At 73.6% G+C, this 18,846-nt stretch carries 21 protein-coding genes; 15 read left to right on the top strand and 6 right to left on the bottom strand.

Annotation, left to right across the window (positions count from 1 at the left end; translation table 11 throughout):
- Nucleotides 1-28: 28 nt before the first annotated feature.
- The 4 genes from PVK74_RS20435 to PVK74_RS20420 are packed head-to-tail and all read left to right on the top strand — an operon-like array spanning nt 29 to nt 2,989.
- The gene (locus tag PVK74_RS20435; RefSeq protein ID WP_030499390.1) at nt 29-505 is read left to right on the top strand and encodes a glycosyltransferase family protein; all 477 of its coding nucleotides are present in this window, start codon (nt 29-31) and stop codon (nt 503-505) included.
- On the top strand, nt 505-1,083 hold the full coding sequence (locus PVK74_RS20430) for a glycosyltransferase (RefSeq protein ID WP_043327766.1): 579 nt from the start codon (nt 505-507) through the stop codon (nt 1,081-1,083). The genes PVK74_RS20435 and PVK74_RS20430 overlap by 1 nt, the downstream gene beginning before the upstream one ends.
- The gene (locus tag PVK74_RS20425) at nt 1,080-2,078 is read left to right on the top strand and encodes a sulfotransferase family protein (protein ID WP_274477022.1); all 999 of its coding nucleotides are present in this window, start codon (nt 1,080-1,082) and stop codon (nt 2,076-2,078) included. Before PVK74_RS20430 ends, PVK74_RS20425 begins: the two co-directional genes overlap by 4 nt.
- Complete coding sequence (locus tag PVK74_RS20420; protein WP_013289266.1) at nt 2,075-2,989, top strand: glycosyltransferase family 2 protein; 915 nt, start codon at nt 2,075-2,077, stop codon at nt 2,987-2,989. The genes PVK74_RS20425 and PVK74_RS20420 overlap by 4 nt, the downstream gene beginning before the upstream one ends.
- Before the next feature lie 60 nt (nt 2,990-3,049).
- Here the strand turns inward: PVK74_RS20420 and PVK74_RS20415 are convergent, their stop codons facing one another.
- Together PVK74_RS20415 and PVK74_RS20410 are read right to left on the bottom strand one after the other, a co-directional pair.
- Nucleotides 3,050-4,546, bottom strand: coding sequence for a hypothetical protein (locus PVK74_RS20415; RefSeq protein WP_274477021.1), 1,497 nt, complete (start codon nt 4,544-4,546; stop codon nt 3,050-3,052).
- A 100-nt stretch (nt 4,547-4,646) separates the two neighbouring features.
- Nucleotides 4,647-5,525 carry a 3'(2'),5'-bisphosphate nucleotidase CysQ gene (locus PVK74_RS20410; RefSeq protein WP_043327770.1) on the bottom strand — a complete coding sequence of 293 codons (879 nt, stop codon included), beginning with the start codon at nt 5,523-5,525 and terminating at the stop codon, nt 4,647-4,649.
- A 199-nt stretch (nt 5,526-5,724) separates the two neighbouring features.
- Between PVK74_RS20410 and PVK74_RS20405 the strand changes: the two genes are divergently transcribed.
- Both PVK74_RS20405 and corA read left to right on the top strand, forming a co-directional pair.
- Entirely contained in the window at nt 5,725-6,819 is a 1,095-nt protein-coding gene (locus PVK74_RS20405; RefSeq protein WP_030499384.1) for an aminotransferase-like domain-containing protein, read from the top strand.
- Between the two features lie 323 nt (nt 6,820-7,142).
- The gene (gene corA, locus PVK74_RS20400) at nt 7,143-8,294 is read left to right on the top strand and encodes a magnesium/cobalt transporter CorA (RefSeq protein WP_043327771.1); all 1,152 of its coding nucleotides are present in this window, start codon (nt 7,143-7,145) and stop codon (nt 8,292-8,294) included.
- A gap of 72 nt (nt 8,295-8,366) precedes the next feature.
- Here the strand turns inward: corA and PVK74_RS20395 are convergent, their stop codons facing one another.
- Nucleotides 8,367-9,206, bottom strand: coding sequence for a hypothetical protein (locus PVK74_RS20395; protein ID WP_043327772.1), 840 nt, complete (start codon nt 9,204-9,206; stop codon nt 8,367-8,369).
- Nucleotides 9,207-9,290: 84 nt separating this feature from the next.
- On the opposite strand from PVK74_RS20395, the gene PVK74_RS20390 reads away from it, so the two are divergent.
- Both PVK74_RS20390 and PVK74_RS20385 read left to right on the top strand, forming a co-directional pair.
- A complete protein-coding gene (locus PVK74_RS20390) occupies nt 9,291-9,821 on the top strand; it encodes a peptidylprolyl isomerase (protein ID WP_030499381.1) in 531 nt (176 codons plus the stop codon).
- Between the two features lie 25 nt (nt 9,822-9,846).
- Nucleotides 9,847-10,788 carry a rhomboid family intramembrane serine protease gene (locus tag PVK74_RS20385; RefSeq protein WP_069089219.1) on the top strand — a complete coding sequence of 314 codons (942 nt, stop codon included), beginning with the start codon at nt 9,847-9,849 and terminating at the stop codon, nt 10,786-10,788.
- A 3-nt stretch (nt 10,789-10,791) separates the two neighbouring features.
- Here PVK74_RS20385 and PVK74_RS20380 read toward each other — a convergent pair whose 3' ends face one another.
- Nucleotides 10,792-11,226, bottom strand: a complete 435-nt coding sequence (locus PVK74_RS20380) for a PH domain-containing protein (RefSeq protein WP_210869376.1) — start codon at nt 11,224-11,226, stop codon at nt 10,792-10,794.
- A gap of 99 nt (nt 11,227-11,325) precedes the next feature.
- On the opposite strand from PVK74_RS20380, the gene PVK74_RS20375 reads away from it, so the two are divergent.
- From PVK74_RS20375 to PVK74_RS20350, 6 genes are all read left to right on the top strand, one after another.
- Nucleotides 11,326-12,498: a thiolase family protein gene (locus tag PVK74_RS20375; RefSeq protein ID WP_113974523.1), complete on the top strand. Its 1,173-nt coding sequence runs from the start codon at nt 11,326-11,328 to the stop codon at nt 12,496-12,498.
- A gap of 108 nt (nt 12,499-12,606) precedes the next feature.
- The gene (locus tag PVK74_RS20370) at nt 12,607-13,119 is read left to right on the top strand and encodes a hypothetical protein (protein ID WP_064448114.1); all 513 of its coding nucleotides are present in this window, start codon (nt 12,607-12,609) and stop codon (nt 13,117-13,119) included.
- Nucleotides 13,120-13,187: 68 nt separating this feature from the next.
- A complete protein-coding gene (locus PVK74_RS20365; RefSeq protein WP_064448115.1) occupies nt 13,188-13,871 on the top strand; it encodes a response regulator transcription factor in 684 nt (227 codons plus the stop codon).
- Nucleotides 13,864-15,270, top strand: a complete 1,407-nt coding sequence (locus tag PVK74_RS20360) for a sensor histidine kinase (RefSeq protein WP_069089217.1) — start codon at nt 13,864-13,866, stop codon at nt 15,268-15,270. Before PVK74_RS20365 ends, PVK74_RS20360 begins: the two co-directional genes overlap by 8 nt.
- Nucleotides 15,271-15,329: 59 nt before the next feature.
- Nucleotides 15,330-15,914 carry a hypothetical protein gene (locus tag PVK74_RS20355; protein ID WP_274477020.1) on the top strand — a complete coding sequence of 195 codons (585 nt, stop codon included), beginning with the start codon at nt 15,330-15,332 and terminating at the stop codon, nt 15,912-15,914.
- A gap of 78 nt (nt 15,915-15,992) precedes the next feature.
- A complete protein-coding gene (locus tag PVK74_RS20350; RefSeq protein WP_043327778.1) occupies nt 15,993-16,703 on the top strand; it encodes a glycosyltransferase family 2 protein in 711 nt (236 codons plus the stop codon).
- Between the two features lie 70 nt (nt 16,704-16,773).
- Here the strand turns inward: PVK74_RS20350 and PVK74_RS20345 are convergent, their stop codons facing one another.
- Together PVK74_RS20345 and PVK74_RS20340 are read right to left on the bottom strand one after the other, a co-directional pair.
- On the bottom strand, nt 16,774-17,649 hold the full coding sequence (locus PVK74_RS20345) for a transketolase family protein (RefSeq protein WP_274479296.1): 876 nt from the start codon (nt 17,647-17,649) through the stop codon (nt 16,774-16,776).
- A gap of 14 nt (nt 17,650-17,663) precedes the next feature.
- The gene (locus PVK74_RS20340) at nt 17,664-18,347 is read right to left on the bottom strand and encodes a transketolase (protein WP_064448118.1); all 684 of its coding nucleotides are present in this window, start codon (nt 18,345-18,347) and stop codon (nt 17,664-17,666) included.
- A 46-nt stretch (nt 18,348-18,393) separates the two neighbouring features.
- Here PVK74_RS20340 and soxR point away from each other — a divergent pair, with 46 nt between their 5' ends.
- Nucleotides 18,394-18,846, top strand: a complete 453-nt coding sequence (soxR, locus tag PVK74_RS20335; RefSeq protein WP_174535741.1) for a redox-sensitive transcriptional activator SoxR — start codon at nt 18,394-18,396, stop codon at nt 18,844-18,846.

Below are 18,846 nucleotides of genomic sequence, written 5' to 3'. Positions count from 1 at the left end.
CGCGTCATCCGCGTACGGGAGGACGTTTGTGGTGAGCGGGTCAACCGAGGACTCGGGACAGGTCCTGCTGGTGGGTTCCAGTGGCGGGCACCTGGCCCAGCTCCTGGCCCTGGAACCGTGGTACCGGGATCGGCGCCGCGCATGGGTAACCTTCGACACCCCGGACGCGCGCTCGCTGCTCGCCGGCGAGGACGTGGTCTGGGCGCACCACCCCACCACACGCAACGTCAAGAACCTGGTACGCAACGCGTTCCTCGCGCTGAAGGTCATCCGCCGGCGCCAGGTCGACGCGGTCGTCACCACCGGCGCCGGGGTCGCCCTGCCGTTCGTGGTGGCGGCCCGCATGCGCAAGATCCCCACGGTCTACATCGAGGTGTACGACCGGATCGACAGCGCGACGCTCACCGCCCGGCTCTGCCGTCCCTTCCTCTCCGCGATGCTCGTGCAGTGGGAGGAGCAGCGCCGGATGTACCCGGAGGCGACCGTCGTGGGGAACCTCCTCTGATGGCGCACATTCCCCAGCAGCGGGACCGGCGGTCCAGGCCGTTCGTGCTGGTCGTGGTCGGCACCGACGTGCACCGCTTCGACCGGCTGGTCGGCTGGCTGGAACGCTGGCACGCCGCCCGGCCCGAGGTCCGGCTGGTCCTCCAGTACGGCCACAGCCGCACCCCGGCCCTGCCCGAGGCCACCCCGTTCCTCGGCCACGAGGAACTCCAGCAGGCGATGGCGGAGTCCACGCTCGTGGTCAGCCACGGCGGCCCGGCCACCATCACCGAGGCCCGGCGCACCGGCCACCTGCCGATCGTGGTGCCCCGCGACCCGGCCCACGACGAGCACGTCGACAACCACCAGCAGCTGTTCTCCCGCCGCCTGGGCGCGGCCGGCATGGTGCGGCTGTGCGAGTCCGAGGCCGAGCTGGTCGCCGCGCTGGACGAGGGCCTGGCCGACCCGAGCCGGTTCGTCCTGGCCGCCGACCCGGGCCGTCCGGACCCGCGCGCCGAGGCGGTCGCCCGGGTCGGCGCGGTGATCGACGGCCTGGTCGCCGGCCGGGTACGCCAGCGGACCGCCGGGCGGCGCGGATGAGCGGCCCGGACCCGGCTGCGCCGCGGGTCCTCTTCGTCGGCGGCCTCGGCCGCAGCGGCTCCACGCTGCTGGAGCTGCTGCTCGCGCAGAGCGCCGACGTGTGCGCCGTCGGTGAGGTCGTGCACCTGTGGGAGCGGGCGCTCGGGGCCGACGAGCGGTGCGGCTGCGGCGAGCGGTTCACCGGCTGCCCGTTCTGGCGGCAGGTCGGCGACCAGGCGTTCGGCGGCTGGGACGCGGTCGACCGGGACGACGTGCTGGCGCTCAAGGACCGGGTCGACCGGACCCGGCACATCCCCCGGCTCGCCAAGGAGGCGCTCCCGCCGGAGCAGCTCGCCGACGTGCGCCGCTACGCCGACCTGTACACCCGGATCTACCGGGCCGCGCTCGCGGTGACCGGCGCCCGGGTCGTGGTGGACTCCAGCAAGCACGCCTCGCTCGCGTTCGCGCTGCGCTGGGCCGAAGGGCTCGACCTGCGGGTCCTGCACCTGGTCCGGGACAGCCGGGCGGTGGCGTACTCGTGGGGCAAGCAGGTGCGCCGCCCCGAGGTGGTCGACGGCGAGGACTTCATGCCGACCTTCTCGCCGTTCGAGGTGAGCAAGCTGTGGACCGCGCAGAACGCGGCGTTCCACCTGCTCGCCTCCCGGGCCAAGGTGCTGCGGCTGCGGTACGAGGACTTCACCGCCGACCCGGCCGGCACCGTAAGCCGGGTGCGGGACTTCGCCGGCCTGCCGGACGACCCGGCCGCGCTGCGGATCCTCTCGGCGGACGCGGCCGACGCGGCGAGCGAGCCGGCCGCGCCGTTCCGCGCGCACAGCGTCGCCGGCAACCCGTTGCGGTTCAGCGGCGGGCCGTTGACAGTGCGCCGCGACGAGGCATGGCGCGACCGCCTGCCGCGACGCAGCCGTGCCGTGGTCAGCCTGGCCACGCTTCCCCTGCGGGTCCGTTACGGCTATCTGGGCCCGCGGGGATCCGACGAGTCCGTGGAGAGAGCATGAGTGGGCCGAGCATCTCGGTGGTCGTACCGACGCGGGACCGTCCGGAGCTGCTGCGCGCGGCGCTCGACGCGATCCTCAGCCAGGCGCACCCGGGCCTGATCGAGGCGATCGTGGTCTACGACCAGTCCGAGCCGGACCGGTCGCTGGAGACCGACCGGGGTGACCGGCGGATCCGGGTGATCACCAACACCCGTACCGCCGGGCTGGCCGGGGCGCGCAACACCGGCATCGAGGCGGCCACCGGCGACTGGGTGGCGTTCTGCGACGACGACGACGAGTGGCTGCCCGGCAAGCTCGCCGCCCAGTTCGGGGCGCTCGACGCGCACCCGGACGGCGCGCTGGTGAGCTGCGGCATCCGGGTCAGCTACGACGACCGTACGGTGGACCGCTCGCTGGACCGCGCCCGGATCTCGCTGGAGGCGCTGCTGCGCGACCGGCTCACCGAGCTGCACCCGTCCACGTTCCTGATCCGCCGGGCCGCGCTGCTCGACGCGATCGGCCTGGTCGACGAGCAGATCCCGGGCAGCTACGCGGAGGACTACGAGTTCCTGCTCCGCGCCGCCCGGTACGCGCCGCTGGTGAACGTGGAAAGCCCGTACGTGCTGGTCCGCTGGCACAAGCGGTCCTACTTCGCGCAGCGCTGGGAGACCATCTCGACCGCGTTGCAGTGGCTTCTGCGCCGCTACCCGGAGTTCGCCACCGTGCCGCACGGCGAGGCTCGGGTGGCCGGTCAGATCGCGTTCGCGCAGGCCGCCATGGGTAACCGGCGGGACGCGGTCCGCTGGGCGCGGCGCACGCTGGCCCGCAACCCGAAGGAGCCGCGTGCCTACCTGGCGCTGGCGGTGGCGAGCCGGGCGGTGCAGGCCGACCGGGTGCTGCGCACGCTGCACAAGCGCGGCCGGGGCATCTGACGCGTACGCGGAACGGGCGGGCGACCGAGGTCGCCCGCCCGTTCTCGTCCGGTCATCAGGTCAGGCCGTGCAGAAGGACTTCCACGCCTGAATGCTCGGCTGGTCGAGCAGCCGGAAGTCGCCCTGGCTGACGGTCTGGTTGTAGTACGCGACGAATTCCGGCCGCTGGCCGTTGAGGAAGTTCGTCATCGACCGGATCCAGGCCGCCCGGCCGGTGCCCGGGTCACCCGGCACCAGGTCGCTGCCGGTCTCCGCGACGCCCCACGGCTTGCCCAGCGCCTTCGACTTGCTGATCATCGGGCCGTAGATCTCCTGCGGCGGGGCGTACCGCTTCCACTTCTTGCCCCAGTTGTAGCAGTCCCAGCCGAGTGTCTCGATCACGTCGGAGCCGGGGTAGAACGCGTCGAAGCTGCGGCCGGACTTCGGGTCGAGCGTCCAGCACATCAGGATCAGCGTGTTGATCAGCTTGGGGTTGTTCGCCCGGTCGGCCAGCCCGGCCACCCGCTTCCACGCGGTCCGGTACGCCTCGGTGGTGAAGGCGCCGCGCTCGACGTCGTCCTCCGGCTCGTGGAAGTACGACCAGTAGACGTTGTGCTCGCGCGGGATCGAGGCGAACCAGGAGGTCAGGCGGGAGTCGAACTTGCCGGTGTTGATCTCCTGCGGCGCCGCCTTGAAGGACACCACAACGGTCCGGTCCACCACGTCGGCCCGGCTGCCGGACCAGGCCGGCGGCAGGCCGGGGAAGAAGATCCGGGCCATCCGCAGCTTGCCGAACGTCCGGTCGGAGCGGGCCAGCGCCTGACCGAAGGTCTCCCCGTTCTGCACGCCGATCGAGGCGCCGGGCAGCGTCAGCCGCGTACCGCCGAAGGCCGGGCCCGCGTTCTCGGAGGCCGACGGGCGGGCCGAGGGTTTGCCACCGAGGCCCTGGTCGGCGCTCGGGGACGCACCCGGCGTAGCCGGCGCGCCCGGGCCCATCGAGGTCGCCGGGCCGACCGATCCGGGCGCCTCGCCTGCTTGCGGGTTCGCGGAGTCGGGCCGCAGCGCGGCCACCGCGACCCCGCCGCCGGCCACTGCCAGCGCCAGCGCCGCCGCGACCGCCACGCGCCAGCGTCGCCGGGCGCCGCCGGGCGGCGGAGTCGTCCCCGGTGCGAGCGGCGGAGCGGGCGGGCGGCCCGGCCCGCCGGTGGCCGGATCGTGCGGGGCGTCCACCGGAGGCGGCCCGGTCAGGGTGGCGGTCGCCGCCGCGCCCGCACCCCGTACCGCGTCGCCTGCCGGACCCGGCCCGGCCCAGTTGGCGTCGTCGTGCGGCGCCCAGCCGGGGTCACCGTGGACCGTCGGCTCGTCCTGCGGCCAGGCGGCGTCCCGGTGGCCGGCGTCCGGCCGTTCCGGCCACGGCAGGTCGCCGCCGCCGGTCCGGGCCGGTGGCGGCGGAGACGAGGTGACCTCAGCCTCCGGCCAGGGCAGCGACGGGCCGCCTGCCTGGCGTGGAATGTCCTGACCCGGCCACAGGCCGGTCGGCTGCCCGAAGGCGTTGTGCGGCTCTCGATCGGCCGGCATGACCCTCCCTGGCTGTCGGCGGCCCGTGTCCGGGCTCAGATCGCCACGCATACCTGCCCGACGATAACCCTCATTCACCTGGCCGTATGTACCGTGACACTCAGCCGAACGCCTGACCGGGGGTGTCGGTGACGGTCGAAGCGGGCATCTCGACCCCGGTCCGCGCGATCGCGTCGAGCAACTGGTCGGCCAGCTCCGGCCGGCAGACCAGCAGATCGGGCAGGCGCGGGTCGGCGCGGTTGTAGCGCAGCGGCGAACCGTCGATCCGGGACGCGTGCATGCCCGCGCCGAGCGCCACCGCGACCGGGGCGGCACTGTCCCACTCGTACTGGCCGCCCGCGTGGACGTACGCGTCGACCTCGCCGGTCACCACGGCGCAGACCTTCACACCGGCCGAGCCCATCGGTACGGCGGTCGCACCGAGCATCTCGACCAGCTCGCCCACGAACGCGGGCGGGCGGCTGCGGCTCACCGCGATCCGGATCGGCCCGTCGGTCGGCTTCGGCGGCGGGCAGGTGGTGCCGAGCACGAGCGGCGTACCGTCCACAGTGGTCCGCGCCGGCATGCCGACGGCACCGGCGACCAGGGCGCCGTCGGGCGCGGCCGAGCGCTGCCAGAGCGCCACGTGCACCGCCCAGTCGTCCCGCCCCTCCTCGGAGAACTCACGGGTGCCGTCCAGCGGGTCGATGATCCAGACCCGGTCCGCCTCGTGCCGGGGCGCGCGCTCGCCGTCCGCCCATGCGCGGCGGGCGTCGGCCTCCTCTTCGGAAAGCACCGCGTCGGCCGGCCGCAGGCGGGCCAGGGCCGCCGTCATCAGCTCGTGCGACGCGCGGTCGCCGGCGTCCTTGAGCGCCTTCGGGTCGGCGAAGCCCTGCCGGTCCCGCAGCGCGGTGAGCGCCTTGCCGGCCTCGGTCGCCAGCCACTGCGCGAACCGCTGGTCGTCGAGCCGTCCCGCCTCGTCCTCGGTCACGAGCCTCATCCCTTGTTCTCCCGGGTCTGCCGCGACCCGTCATCCTTCGGCGTCCGGTCGGACCGGCGCCAGCGTCCGTCGGATCGTAGACAGTCGCGAGGTGCCCTCGGATCCCCCGGACGCACCCGGTGCCCCGCCCGGCCGCCCGCATGTTGAACTTCGCGTGTATCGCGGTCGGACCCGCCGGGCCAGGCCCTAGGCTCTGCGCATGACCGCCGAGCAGCTGATCTCGTTCGCCCGTGGCGCGCCTTCGCTGGACATCGTCGATGTCGAAGGGCTCAAGGCCGCCGCTGTCCGCGCCTTCGACGCCGACCCCGCCGGGGTCACCGCGTACGGCACCTCCGTCGGCTACCCGCCCCTGCGGAAGTGGATCGCCGAGAAGCACGGCGTCGAGGCCGATCAGGTGCTGATCACCAACGGCTCGCTGCAGGCCGACGCGTTCCTCTTCGACCACCTGGTCCGCCGGGGCGACGCGGTGGTGGTCGAGCGCCCGACGTACGACCGCACGCTGCTCAACCTCCAGCAGATGGGCGGCGAGGTGCACGGCGTGACGATCCAGCCGGACGGCCTGGACACCGCCGAGCTGCGCAAGCTGCTGGAGTCCGGGGTACGGCCGCGGCTGGCGCACGTGATCCCCAACTACCAGAACCCGGCCGGTGTGACCCTCTCCCTGGAGAAGCGCCGTGAGCTGCTCGACCTGGCCGCCGAGTACGGGTTCACGATCTTCGAGGACGACCCGTACGCGGACATCCGGTTCCGGGGCGAGCCGCTGCCGTCGATGCTGTCGATGGACACCCGTGGCGTGGTGGTGCACGCGTCCAGCTTCACCAAGACGGTCTGCCCGGGGGTGCGGGTCGGCTACCTGGTCGGCCCGGCCGAGCTGATCGCGACGATCGCGAAGCGCGCCACCAACCTCTACATCTCGCCGGGCATGGTGGCCCAGGCGATCGTGCACCAGTTCTGCGTCTCCGGCGCGATCGAGGAGTCGATCCGGACGGTCCGTACGGCGCTCGGCGAGCGGTCGGCGGTACTGGCCGAGTCGCTGCGCCGGCACATCCCGGAGGCCCGGTTCGTGGAGCCGGACGGCGGCTACTTCCTCTGGGTCGAGCTGCCGGAGGACGTCGAGGTCGACCGGCTCGCGCCGGCCGCCGCCGAGCGTGGCGTGGCGGTGGTGAAGGGCAGCGACTTCATGGTCGACGGCGGCCGGCACGCGCTGCGGCTGGCGTACTCGGCGGTGACCGCGGACCGGATCGACGAGGGCGTCCGGCGTCTCGCGGAGGCGATGGCCGCCGTACGCGGCTGATTTTCTGTCGGGTTTCTGACAAAAAGGCCCCGCTGGCCGGTTCGGCACTCCCGCTGGACCGGCCAGCAGCCCACAATGCTGCGAGTGCCGTTCACCTTTTCGGTGGCCGGGCCGCTCCGGCCAGGGCCGACGGCACGCCCAGCATCACTCCCGCCCCCAAGGGGTGCCGGGTGGGCCGTGTCGCCCCTCACCCCCCTGACGCGGCCCGGCCCGCCCGGCGCCGGGGCGTGACGCCCGTCGCACCGCCCGTCCCGCTCCCGCGCTGCGCCTGCCGCCGGTCGGCGTAACCTGCAAGCCGCAGCTCTAGGGAGAGGGGGCGAGAGATGACGGACCGGGTGGCACGCGACCGAACCGCCGGCGCCGACGGCGGCAGCCGGGCACTGCGCCCCCGCGCCTGGGCGGCCCCGGTACGCGCGATGTCCCGCATCCTCAACGCCGACGGCTCCCCCCGTGCCGCCCAGCCGGCCGGCCCGGAGCGCAGCGGGATCGTCGACTGCGGGCTGTACGTCGACGGCGAGCGCCGCCCCGGCCGCCCCCAGTACGCCGAGGCCCTGGCCGCCGCCCGGCAGGAGCGGGACGGCTTCGTCTGGCTCGGCCTGCACGAGCCCGACCTGACCGAGATGACCGAGATCGCCGCCACCTTCGGCCTGCACGAGCTGGCGGTGGAGGACGCGGTGAAGGCCCAGCAGCGCCCGAAGCTGGAGCACTTCGGCGAGATCGTCTTCCTGGTGCTGCGGACCGCCCGCTACTGCGAGCACGCGGAGCTGACCGAGAACTCCGAGGTGGTGGAGACCGGCCAGGTGATGCTCTTCATCGGGCCGCACTTCGTGATCAGCGTGCGTCACGGCGACGCCTGCCGGCTGGCGCCGGTCCGCGCCGACCTGGAGGCTAAGCGGGACCTGCTGCGGCACGGCCCGTGGGCGGTCGCGTACGCGATCACCGACCGCGTGGTCGACCTCTACCTGGAGGTCGCCGACCGGCTGGAGGACGACCTCGACGTGCTGGAGGCGGACGTCTTCGACCGGCAGAGCAGCGGCCGGATCCAGCGGATCTACCAGATGAAGCGGGAGCTGGTCGAGTTCAAGCGGGCGGTGGCGCCGCTGCAGCGCCCGCTGATGACGCTCACCTCGCAGGTCAACCGCGCGGTGCCGCAGGAGGTCCGGCGCTACTTCCGGGACGTGCAGGACCACCTCAGCCGCACGGTCGAGCAGGTGAACTCCTACGACGACCTGCTGAACTCGATCCTCCAGGCCCGGCTGGCCCAGGTCACCGTCGACCAGAACAACGACATGCGCAAGATCGCCGCCTGGGCCGCGATCGGTGCGGTGTGGACGGCGATCGCCGGCATCTACGGCATGAACTTCGACAACATGCCCGAGCTGAAATGGACGTACGGCTATCCGGGCGTGTGGGCGCTGATGCTCGCGGCGTCCTTCACGCTGTACCGCCTGTTCCGCCGCAACGGCTGGCTGTAGCCGCCCCGTACACGCGGAAGCGCCGGCCACGCGGGTCGCCCCGCGTGCCGGCGCTGATCCGACGGTACGAGGTCAGCGGCGACCGCCGGCCTTCGCGGCGTTCTTACCGGCCTGCACGGCCTTGGTGATGTCGTCGGCCGGACGGCCGGAGACGTCCCGGGCGCCCTCGGCGACGGCGGGGACCTGGTCGTTCGGGTGGATCACCGGCTGGCTGCCGGAGGTGGCGGTCGACGCGCTGCTGCCCTTGGCCACGGCCGAGGAGCCGGCGCCGGTCGGGCCGGCCTGCGTCACCTTCGCGCTCGCGTCCGGGGTCTCCACCACGATCGTGTCCACGTCCTCCCGCATCGGCTCCAGCTTGTCCCGGCCGGTCGCGCCGAGCGTGCCCGTCGTGCCGAGCGTGCCGGTCGGGTCGTACTCGGCCCACTCCTGCTGCTCGCGGCGGCGGCGCATGGCCATCGCCCCGGCCAGGCCGGCGACGGTGCCGGCCACCAGCAGGCCCGCGGTCATGCCCCGCGACCTGCGCTGCTTCTTCTTTCCGGCCTTCATGCTCTTCGCCTTCTTCGTCATCGCGGACTGCTTCGCGGCCATCGCCTTGCGGCCGCCCGACGCCTTGCCGGCGGCCTCGACCCGGGCGTTGCGCACGGCCAGCAGCACCGGCGCGAGCGCCGCGGCGGTCGACGCGAACCCGCTGGACGCCCGGTCCCGGACCATGACCGCGGTCGGCGCGACGGCGCCCCGGGCTGCCTGGACCCGCGGGCCGACAGTGGCGCCGGCACCCTTCGCCGCGTGCGTCGCGGCTTGCCTCAGGTGACCGATGCCCTGGTTCAGCTCCACCTTGGCGAGCTGGCCCTGGGTCTTTCGCCGCCCGATTCCAAACACGGTCCCACCTCCTGGGAGTTGTTCCTTCGTCATCCTCCACCTTCGGATGCCTCCGCATGGCCAGATCGGGCACATGGGAGGATCCGCAAGGAACTGACCAACGAGTGAGGAGTACCCGTGGCCGAGGCTGTCTACGCCACCTTGCACACCAACGCCGGCCCGATCCGGCTGGAGCTCTTCCCGAACCACGCGCCGAAGACCGTCCGCAACTTCGTGGAGCTGGCCGAGGGCACCCGGGAGTACATCGACCCGCGTACCGGTCAGCCGGGCAGCGGGCCGTACTACGACGGCACCGTCTCGCACCGCGTGATCAGCGGTTTCATGATTCAGATGGGCGACCCGACCGGCACCGGACGCGGTGGCCCGGGCTACAAGTTCGGCGACGAGTTCCACCCCGAGCTGCGCTTCGACCGGCCGTACCTGCTGGCCATGGCGAACGCCGGGCCGGGCACCAACGGCTCGCAGTTCTTCATCACGGTGTCGCCCACGCCACACCTGAACAACCGGCACACCATCTTCGGCCAGGTCGCCGACGAGCAGTCCGCCAAGGTCGTCGACTCGATCGCCAACACCCCGACCGGCCCGAGCGACCGGCCGCTGCAGGACGTGGTGATCGAGCGGGTCGAGATCGAGCACAAGCAGGCCTGAGCGACACGCGGGTACCTTTGCTCGCATGACTGAGCGCTCCGGCCAGCCCGGCGACACCACCGGGGACCCGGTGCCGACCACTCCGGTCTGCTACCGGCACCCCGGCCGGGAGACGTACATCCGCTGCTCTCGATGCGACCGGCCGATCTGCACCGAGTGCATGCGGGACGCCTCCGTCGGCCACCAGTGCCCGGAGTGTGTCGCCGAGGGACGCCGCAGCGTGCGGCCGGCGCGTACCGCCTTCGGTGGCGGTGCCGCCGGCCGCCAGGGCAACGTCACGAAGGCGCTGATCGCGCTGAACGTGCTGATGATGCTGGTCTCCATCGCATCGGCCCGCAGCGGCAACGCGGTGGCCGGCGGTGGCCTGGGCGGCCTGATGGGCGACCGCACCCCGCTGACCGACTGGGGCTCGGTGCTGGGGCTGGCCGCCTTCCCCGACGGCACCATCGGCGGAGTGGCCGACGGCCAGTGGTACCGGCTGGTCACCGCCATGTTCCTGCACTTCGGCGTGCTGCACCTGCTGCTGAACATGTGGGCGCTCTGGGTGCTCGGCCGGACGCTGGAGGCGGTGCTCGGGCCGCTGCGTTTCCTGGCGCTCTACCTGCTCGCCGGGCTCGGTGGCAACGTCGCGGCGTACGTGTTCACCGCGCCGAACCGCACCACGGCCGGCGCCTCGACGGCGGTCTTCGGCCTGTTCGCCGCGATCTTCGTGATCATGCGGCGGCTGGGCCGGGACACCTCGGCGATCGTCCCGATCCTGGTGATCAACCTGATCTTCACGTTCACCGTGCCGAGCATCTCGGTGGCCGGGCACCTCGGCGGTCTGGCGGCCGGCGCGGTGGTGTCGCTGATCCTGGCGTACGCCCCCCGGTCACGCCGGACCGCGTTCCAGGTGGCGGGCTGCGCGATCGTGCTGGTCGCGATGATCGGCCTGACCCTGGTCCGTACCGCCGCCCTGCTCGGCTGAGCCTCAGCCCGCGGCGGGGCGGGCCTCGTCCAGCGCCGCCGCCACCTCGTCCAGCGGCGCGTCCAGGTCGCGGCGGCCGAACAGGTGCAGCGACTCCCCGGCGTCGATCTCCAGCGTCTCGGCGGTGATTCCGCGCCGGGCGCGCCGCTCCAGGCGGATCGCCTCCACCGCGTCCCACGGCAGCCGGCGTCGTCCGGCGAACCCCCGCAGCACCGTCAGCCCATCCCTGTCGACGGCGAGGCGGACCGGCGCGACCAGGTCGCGCAGCGCCCAGAGGAGCAGGCCGGCCGCCGCCAGCCCGGCCAGCCCCGGGCGGACCGGGTCACCGCCGGCGAAGAGCAGCCCCAGGGCCAGCAGCGCGAGCGCGCCGAGCGCCTTGAGCACCGGCGCCTCCCGGGGCACCCGCCACTGCCGGACCGGTGGCGACTGTGGATCCATCCGACCAGCATGCCAGCCGTGCCGTCCGCACGCCGGGGGAGGACGGCCGGTCCGGTCAGCACGTACTATCGGGGCAAGCGAGGTTACCCGGGAGTAGACATGAGTGACGCGGTCATCGTCGGCGCGGTACGGACCCCGGTCGGGCGGCGCAAGGGCAGCCTCGCCGGAGTGCACCCGGTCGACCTCTCGGCGCACGTGCTGCGTGCGCTCGCCGAGCGCACCGGCATCGACCCCGGTCTGGTCGACGACGTGATCTGGGGCTGTGTGTCGCAGGTCGGCGAGCAGTCCTGGAACGTGGCCCGCAACGCGGTGCTGGCCGCCGGCTGGCCGGAGTCGGTCCCGGGCACCACGCTCGACCGTCAGTGCGGGTCGAGCCAGCAGGCGCTGCACTTCGCCGCCGCCACTGTTCTCTCCGGCCAGGCCGACCTGGTGGTGGCCGGTGGCGTCGAGTCGATGACCCGGGTGCCGATGGGGTCCAGCGTCGCCGGCGGGATGCCGTTCAGCGCGGCGATCCTGGAGCGCTACCGGGGTGTCGACGGCGTCGCGGCGGATTCTCCGCTGCCGTTCAACCAGGGCGTCGGGGCCGAGCTGATCGCCCAGCGGTGGCGCTTCTCGCGTACCCAGCTGGACGAGTTCGCGCTGGCCAGCCACGAGAAGGCGGCAGCCGCGCAGGACGCGGGCGCGTTCGAGGCCGAGCTGGCGCCGGTGGCGCTCGCCGACGGCGGCAAGTTCTCCGCCGACGAGGGCATCCGCCGTGACACCTCGCTGGCCAAGCTGGGCGAGCTGGCCACCCCGTTCCGCGCCGACGGCGTGGTCACCGCCGGGTCCGCGTCGCAGATCTCCGACGGCGCCGCCGCGCTCGCGGTCACCACCGCCGAGTGGGCCAGCCGGCACGGCCTGCGCCCGCTGGCCCGGGTGCACACCGCAGTGGTCGCCGCCGACGACCCGGTCACCATGCTCACCGCGCCCATCCCGGCCACCGCGAAGGCGCTGCGCCGCGCGGGGCTGGGCATCGAGGAGATCGGCGTGTACGAGGTGAACGAGGCGTTCGCCCCGGTGCCGCTGGCCTGGCTGGCCGAGACCGAGGCGGACCCGGAGCGGCTCAACCCCCGGGGCGGGGCGATCGCGCTCGGTCACCCGCTCGGCGGGTCCGGCGCGCGGATCATGACCACGATGCTCCAGCACATGCGGGACAACGGCATCCGCTACGGCCTGCAGACCATGTGCGAAGGCGGCGGCATGGCCAACGCCACCATCGTCGAGTTGCTCTGAGCCGACCGGCCGCCGGTGTCGCACCTCAGGTGCGACTTGCACGTGTGGAAGTTCCAGAAATCGGGCGTGACCCATATCACCCCTGGTCATCGCGTCGTTGGACCGGGCATGGACGTGTTCTCGCGAACGTTCCTTCCGGCCGCCGCCGAGACCGGCCTGGCGACCCAGACCGTCACCCGGCACATGCCGGTGTTCCGCCGGTGCGTCGGCTCCGGCGACGCCACCATCCTGGTCACCCGGTGCAGCCGCCCGGACGACCCGGTCGGCGGCGACTACCTGATGCTGCTCACCCACCGCCGCCTGGTGGTCACCCGGCAGACCCGGGTGCTGCACCGGCTGCGCCTGCACCTCAACACGGAGCTGCGCGAGCTGAGCAACGTGACGTGGAGCCCCGACCCCCGTGCGCACAGTGTGGAGCTGGCAGCGACCGCCATCGACGGGGCGCGGGAGCGTTTCGTCATCCGTACCCACCACCCGAAGCAGGTGTGGCAGCTCGACACGCTGCTCAACCACGCCTTCCGTACCCGGCTGCGGGCTCCGGCCGAGCGGGTCGTCGCCACGATCGGCGAGCCGCCGGCGAGCGCCCGGCCCACAGTGCTCCGGCCGGCGCCGGCCCGCTGACGCCTTCCTTACCGGATCCGAACATTTCCTGACCGGCCGGGCGGTCGACCGTCGGTCATCATGGGCCGGTGACCACCGCCGCCCCGCCCGGGCTCGTCCTCGTGGTGGAGGACGAGCCCGCCATCGCCGACCTGGTCCGGCTCTACCTGACCCGGGACGGGTTCGGCGTACACCTGGAACGTGACGGCGAGGCCGGGCTGGCCGCCGCGCGGCGGCTGCGCCCGGTGGCCTGCGTGCTCGACATCGCGCTGCCCGGCCTGGCCGGCACCGAGATCTGCCGTCGGCTGCGCGCGGCCGGCGACTGGACGCCGGTCATCTTCCTCACCGCCCGCGACGACGAGGTGGACCGCGTCGTCGGGCTGGAACTGGGCGCCGACGACTACGTCACCAAGCCGTTCAGCCCGCGCGAGCTGCTCGCCCGGCTGCGGGCGGTGCTGCGCCGCACGTCCGGCGTGTCCGCCGAGCAGCCCCGCACGCTCGGCGCCGTCACGCTCGACCCGGCCCGCCGCACGGTGACCGCCGCCGGTACGCCGGTGCAGCTCACCTCCACCGAGTTCGACCTGCTCGCGCACCTGATGGCCCGTCCGGGCCGGGTGTTCACCAGGGAGGAACTGCTGGCCGGCGTGTGGGGGTACGCGGCGCACGCCGGCACCCGGACCGTCGACGTGCACGTGGCGCAGGTCCGGGCCAAACTCGGCCCGGACAGCGTGATCCGCACCCACCGGGGCGTCGGGTACGCCGCCGATGCCTGAGCAGCCGGCCGGACCGATGCCACGCCGCCCCGGGCGGACGCTCACCGCCCGCGCGGTAGTGGCCACCTGCGCGGTGGCGCTCGTGTCGGTGCTCGTCACCGCGCTGGTGGCGGTGCCCCTGGCGGTACGCGGCGCGGAGCGCCGGGACCAGGAGGCGCTGGCCGCCCAGGCCCGGCTCGCCGCCGACGTGCTCCGGGTGCGGGCGGTACGCCAGCGCGACGGCGCCGGGGACCGGCTCATCCGCCAACTGGGTCAGCAGCGGATCGAGGTGTACCTGATCCGGGACGGGCAGGCCGACCGGCCGGGCCTGCCCCGACCGCTCGTGACACGGGTGGCCGGCGGCGACAACGTCTCCGGCCGGCGGCTGGTCGACGGGGAACGCCGGCTGGTCGAGGCGCGGGCGCTGCCCGGCGGGGACGGTGTGGTGCTGACCCGCGCCCGCAGCGCCGCGCCCTGGCGGCAGGTGCTGCGCGGCCTCTGGCTGCCGCTGCTCGCCGGACTCGCCGCCGGGGCGGCCGCCGGACTGCTGCTCGCCCGCCGGCTGGCCCGGCCGATCCGTACCGCCGCCACCGCCGCCGCGCGGCTCCGGGCCGGGGACCGGACGGTCCGGGTGCCGGTCGAGCCACCCGACGAGGTGGCCGACCTGGCGTACGCGCTCAACGGCCTCGCCGCCGCGCTGGCCACGAGCGAGGGTCGGCAGCGCGAGTTCCTGCTCTCCGTCTCGCACGAGTTGCGGACCCCGCTGACCGCGATCCGTGGCTACGCCGAGGCGCTGGCCGACGGGGTGATCGAGGCCGACGCGGTTCCGGCGACCGGCCGGACCGTGCTCGCCGAGGCCGAACACCTGGACCGGCTGGTCCGCGACCTGCTGGCGCTGGCCCGGTTGGAGGCGGTCGACTTCCCGCTGGAACCGGTGCCGGTCGACCTGACCCGGCTCGCCGCCGACGCGGAGCGCGCCTGGTCCGGCCGGTGTGCGGCGCTCGGGGTGCCGTTCCGGCTGGAGACGCCGGACGCGCCGGTGCCGGCGTACACCGATCCGGGCCGGATCCGGCAGGTGGTGGACGGGCTGCTGGAGAACGCGCTGCGGGTCGTACCGCCGGGGGCGCCGGTGGTGCTCGCGGTCCGGGCCGCCGGTCCGGCGGGCGGTGGGACGCTGGAGGTCCGGGACGGCGGACCCGGCCTCACCGACGACGACCTGGACGTGGCGTTCGAGCGGGGCGCGCTGCACCAGCGGTACCGGGGGGTGCGCAAGGTGGGCAGCGGTCTGGGCCTGGCGCTGGCCGCCGGGCTGGTCCGCCGGCTCGGCGGCGACATCACCGCCGGGCACGCCCCGGAGGGCGGGGCCGCCTTCACCGTCGTGGTGCCCCCGGATCCTTACCGGGCTCGAACATCGGCTTGACCGTTCCCTCGTGTCGGTGCGGAACGCTCGGGGTCGTCACCGCGAGGAAAGGACCACAGATGGCACGTCAGCGAATCGTCACCGGCGCCACCGCGCTGCTCGCCGCCGCCGCGCTCGGACTCGCCGGGTGCGGCGCGAGCCGGCCCGGCGCGGAACCCGACCGGGCGGTCGAGGTGAGCGCCGCCCTGGGCGTGGAGGGCCAGGCGCTCGCCGCGCTCGGCCTCGACGCCGGTGACCTGGACGTGGAACCGGTAGCCGCACCGGCGTCCACCGGTACGCCGCAGGCCGGGCCGGACGGCAAGGGCGAGCGGGCGGAGGGGAACAAGCGCCACCGGGCCCGGGTGCTGCTGCGGCGCAACACGCTGCACGGCGAGGCGGTGGTGCGGACCAGGGACGGCGGCACCAGGACGGTGGCGGTCCAGCGCGGCGAGGTGACCGCGATCGACGAACGGTCGATGACCGTGAAATCCACCGACGGTTTCACAGCGACCTGGACGTTCGGCGACAAACTGCGGGTGGTCGAGCGCCGGACCGCGATCCGATCGAACGACATCAAGATCGGCACGACTGTCGCGGTGGCCGGAGCGAAGGACGACGGCGGGAACGTGGCCCGGCTCGTGGTGGTGCCGATTCGCCAGGAATAGGTGCCTGGGCTGTCGTGACGGAAGCAATGTGCCAGGCTACGCTATGCCCCGACCCGACATCGCCTCCGTGGAGAATCCGTGAAGCTCTCGATCCTCATGCCGGTCTACAACGAGGAAGAACGTATCGCGGATGCCCTCAAGCAGGCATTGGCGGTCGACTACCCGTGCGAGATCGAGCTTGTCGTCGTGGACGACGGCAGCCGGGACGGCACCGGCGAGATTCTGGGCCGGGTCGACGACGCGCGCCTCCGGGTGATCACCCACCAGCGCAACGCCGGCAAGGGCGCGGCCATCAAGACCGCCGTCGACAGCGCCGAGGGCGAGTACATGGTCATCCTCGACGCCGACCTCGAGTACGACCCGCAGGACATCCCGCGTCTGCTGGAGCCGGTGCTCGACGGTCGGGCGACAGTCGTCTACGGCAATCGGACCTTCGGCAGCCACAGCTCGTACAGCTTCTGGTACGTGATGGGCAACAAGGGCGTCACGCTCGCCGCGAACGTGCTCTACAACTCCTACATCGGCGACCTGGAGACCTGCTTCAAGCTGATGCCGCTGGAGCTGTACCGCTCGCTGCAGGTCCGCTCCCGGGGCTTCGGCATGGAGGCGGAGGTCACCGGCAAGCTGCTCCGCCAGCGCATTCGCCCCTACGAGGTGCCGATCAGCTACCGCGCGCGGGGCCGCGAGGAGGGCAAGAAGATCACCTGGAAGGACGGCGTCGAGGCGATCTGGATCCTGGCCCGCGAGCGCGCCCGCCGCCGCCCGGCCACTCCCGCCGCCGCGCACTGAGCCCGCACCGCCGCAACCCCGCGATCCCGGCACGAGCCGAGGTCGCGGGGTTGCGTCGTGTCCGGGGCGCTCAGCCGAGGAACGTGTCCACCGAGCGGCGCAGCCCGGCGGCGTCCAGGCCGTGCCAGCGTTCATGGTCCTCGGCGCTGCCGTAGCGGCGCAGGTCCTCGCGGCCCACCCCCAGCGACAGCAGCCGGTGCGGCCGGTCGGCCAGCGCCTCCGACACCACCCGCGCCGAGGTGCCCGCCAGGTACGGCTCGACCACCATCACCTCGGTTCCGGCCAGCGCCCGCAGCCCGGCCGTGTCGAACGGGCGCGGCCGGTGGGTGTAGGCCACGGTCACCGCCCGGTCGGCGGTCGCGGCCAGCGCCGCGTCCAGCACCGGCCCGACCGCCACCAGCAGCGCCGCGCCCGGCCCGGCGTCGCGCACCACCCGCAGGTCACCCGCCTCCGGGTACGCCCGCGCGTTGGCCCGGATCGACAACCGCAGGTACGCCGAGTCCTGCCCGCACACGACGTCGCGCAGCAGCGGCCGGACCTCGTCCGGGTGCCCCGGCACGTGCACGGTCCAGCCGTGGAGCGTGTCGAACAGCGCCACGTCGGCCGGACCGAGGTGGGTGCGTCCCGCCTCCGCCCGGTCGTACGAGCCGCCGATGCCGACGAGCACCGCGCCGACGCCCTGGTGGTCGAGGTCCAGCTTGATCTGCTCGTACGCCCGCTCGACCAGGAACGGGGCGTAGCTGTGCACGATCGGCCGCTGCCCGGTCAGCGCCAGCCCACCGGCGACCCCGACCATCAACTGCTCCCGGATTCCGACGTTGATCACCCGGTCCGGGTACCGGGCGGCGGCCGGCTCGAACGCGGCGGCGGAGATGTCGGCGAGCACGACTGTCGTACGCGGATCGGCGAGCACCTCCTCGGTGCTGGTGACGAACGCGTCCCGCATGGTGCTGCTCATGCTCACTCTCCGTCCGTGACGACCGCGACGACGACGTGCGGCCGGTGATCGTCGTGCCCGGTGAGGGCGGCGTGCAGGGCGTCGTGGTCGCGCCCGTCGACGGTGGCGGCGCTCCACCCGTTCACCGCGAACCGGCTCGCCGCGCCACCCGGCCAGCCGTACGTGGCCGAGCGGTTGTCCAGCACGATCGCGGTCAGGTTGCCCAGCCCGGTCGCGCCCGCGTACGCGATCGCCTCGTGGTTGGAGCCCTCGTCCAGTTCGGCGTCGCCGAGCAGCACGTACACCCGGGGTTCGGTGCGGCCCTGGGCCCGCAGCCCGAGCGCGGTGCCCACGCCCAGCCCGAGGCCGTGGCCGAGCGAACCGGAACCGATCTCGACGCCCGGCACGAGCGTGCGGTCCGGGTGGTCGCCGAGGCGGCTCGCCGGGCCGCCCTGGTCGTCCAGCCACTCGGGCGGTACGAAGCCGCGGGCGGCGAGCAGCGCGTAGTAGCCGGCGACCGCGTGCCCCTTGGAGAGCAGGAAGCGGTCCCGGTCCGGGTCGTCCACGGTGGCCGGGGTGATCCGGAGCACCCGGTCGTAGAGCACCTGGAGCACGTCCAGCGTCGAGTACACGTTGGCGCCGAACTCGCGGCCGGCGCGCACCCGGTCCAGCAGCGCGCCCAGCTCGGTGGCGGTGGTCGTCGTCATACCGATAGCCTCGGACTTGAAGCGAACTTCAACTCAAGGCCGTGTGATGCACGAAGCAACACTGACCATCGGGCAGCTCGCCGAACGCAGTGGCGTCGCCCCCTCGGCGCTGCGCTACTACGAGCGGCTCGGCCTGATCCACGCCGCCCGCACCGGCGGGAACCAGCGCCGCTACGCCCGCACCGAGCTGCGCCGGGTCGCGTTCATCCGGATCTCCCAGCAGGTAGGTGTCTCGCTGGAGGAGATCCGCGCGGCGCTCGACTCGCTGCCGTCGGGGCGTACCCCCACGCCCGACGACTGGGCCGCGCTGTCCCGCGCCTGGCGGGACCGGCTGGACGAGCGGATCCGGCTGCTCGGCAAGCTCCGCGACGACCTGGACGGCTGCATCGGCTGCGGCTGCCTGTCGTTGCAGCGCTGCACGCTCTACAACCCCGGCGACTCGCTCGCCGACGAGGGCCCCGGCCCGCGCCTCATGCTCCCGCGCCCCGGCCAGGGCTGA

Source organism: Micromonospora chalcea (assembly GCF_028768405.1).
In the GTDB taxonomy this organism is placed as follows: Bacteria; Actinomycetota; Actinomycetes; order Mycobacteriales; family Micromonosporaceae; genus Micromonospora; species Micromonospora chalcea.
The sequence above is the reverse complement of the archived record's forward strand: the minus strand, read 5'-3'. Positions and strand labels throughout refer to the sequence as shown.

Bases quoted from the DNA above. Each gene is read 5' to 3' on its own strand.
- PVK74_RS20430 (WP_043327766.1), top strand. From the start codon at position 505: ATGGCGCACATTCCCCAGCAGCGGGACCGGCGGTCCAGGCCGTTCGTG.
- PVK74_RS20425 (WP_274477022.1), top strand. From the start codon at position 1,080: ATGAGCGGCCCGGACCCGGCTGCGCCGCGGGTCCTCTTCGTCGGCGGC.
- PVK74_RS20420 (WP_013289266.1), top strand. From the start codon at position 2,075: ATGAGTGGGCCGAGCATCTCGGTGGTCGTACCGACGCGGGACCGTCCG.
- PVK74_RS20415 (WP_274477021.1), bottom strand. From the start codon at position 4,546: ATGCCGGCCGATCGAGAGCCGCACAACGCCTTCGGGCAGCCGACCGGC.
- PVK74_RS20410 (WP_043327770.1), bottom strand. From the start codon at position 5,525: ATGAGGCTCGTGACCGAGGACGAGGCGGGACGGCTCGACGACCAGCGG.
- PVK74_RS20405 (WP_030499384.1), top strand. From the start codon at position 5,725: ATGACCGCCGAGCAGCTGATCTCGTTCGCCCGTGGCGCGCCTTCGCTG.
- corA (WP_043327771.1), top strand. From the start codon at position 7,143: ATGACGGACCGGGTGGCACGCGACCGAACCGCCGGCGCCGACGGCGGC.
- PVK74_RS20395 (WP_043327772.1), bottom strand. From the start codon at position 9,206: ATGACGAAGGAACAACTCCCAGGAGGTGGGACCGTGTTTGGAATCGGG.
- PVK74_RS20385 (WP_069089219.1), top strand. From the start codon at position 9,847: ATGACTGAGCGCTCCGGCCAGCCCGGCGACACCACCGGGGACCCGGTG.
- PVK74_RS20380 (WP_210869376.1), bottom strand. From the start codon at position 11,226: ATGGATCCACAGTCGCCACCGGTCCGGCAGTGGCGGGTGCCCCGGGAG.
- PVK74_RS20375 (WP_113974523.1), top strand. From the start codon at position 11,326: ATGAGTGACGCGGTCATCGTCGGCGCGGTACGGACCCCGGTCGGGCGG.
- PVK74_RS20370 (WP_064448114.1), top strand. From the start codon at position 12,607: ATGGACGTGTTCTCGCGAACGTTCCTTCCGGCCGCCGCCGAGACCGGC.
- PVK74_RS20360 (WP_069089217.1), top strand. From the start codon at position 13,864: ATGCCTGAGCAGCCGGCCGGACCGATGCCACGCCGCCCCGGGCGGACG.
- PVK74_RS20355 (WP_274477020.1), top strand. From the start codon at position 15,330: ATGGCACGTCAGCGAATCGTCACCGGCGCCACCGCGCTGCTCGCCGCC.
- PVK74_RS20345 (WP_274479296.1), bottom strand. From the start codon at position 17,649: ATGCGGGACGCGTTCGTCACCAGCACCGAGGAGGTGCTCGCCGATCCG.
- PVK74_RS20340 (WP_064448118.1), bottom strand. From the start codon at position 18,347: ATGACGACGACCACCGCCACCGAGCTGGGCGCGCTGCTGGACCGGGTG.
- soxR (WP_174535741.1), top strand. From the start codon at position 18,394: ATGCACGAAGCAACACTGACCATCGGGCAGCTCGCCGAACGCAGTGGC.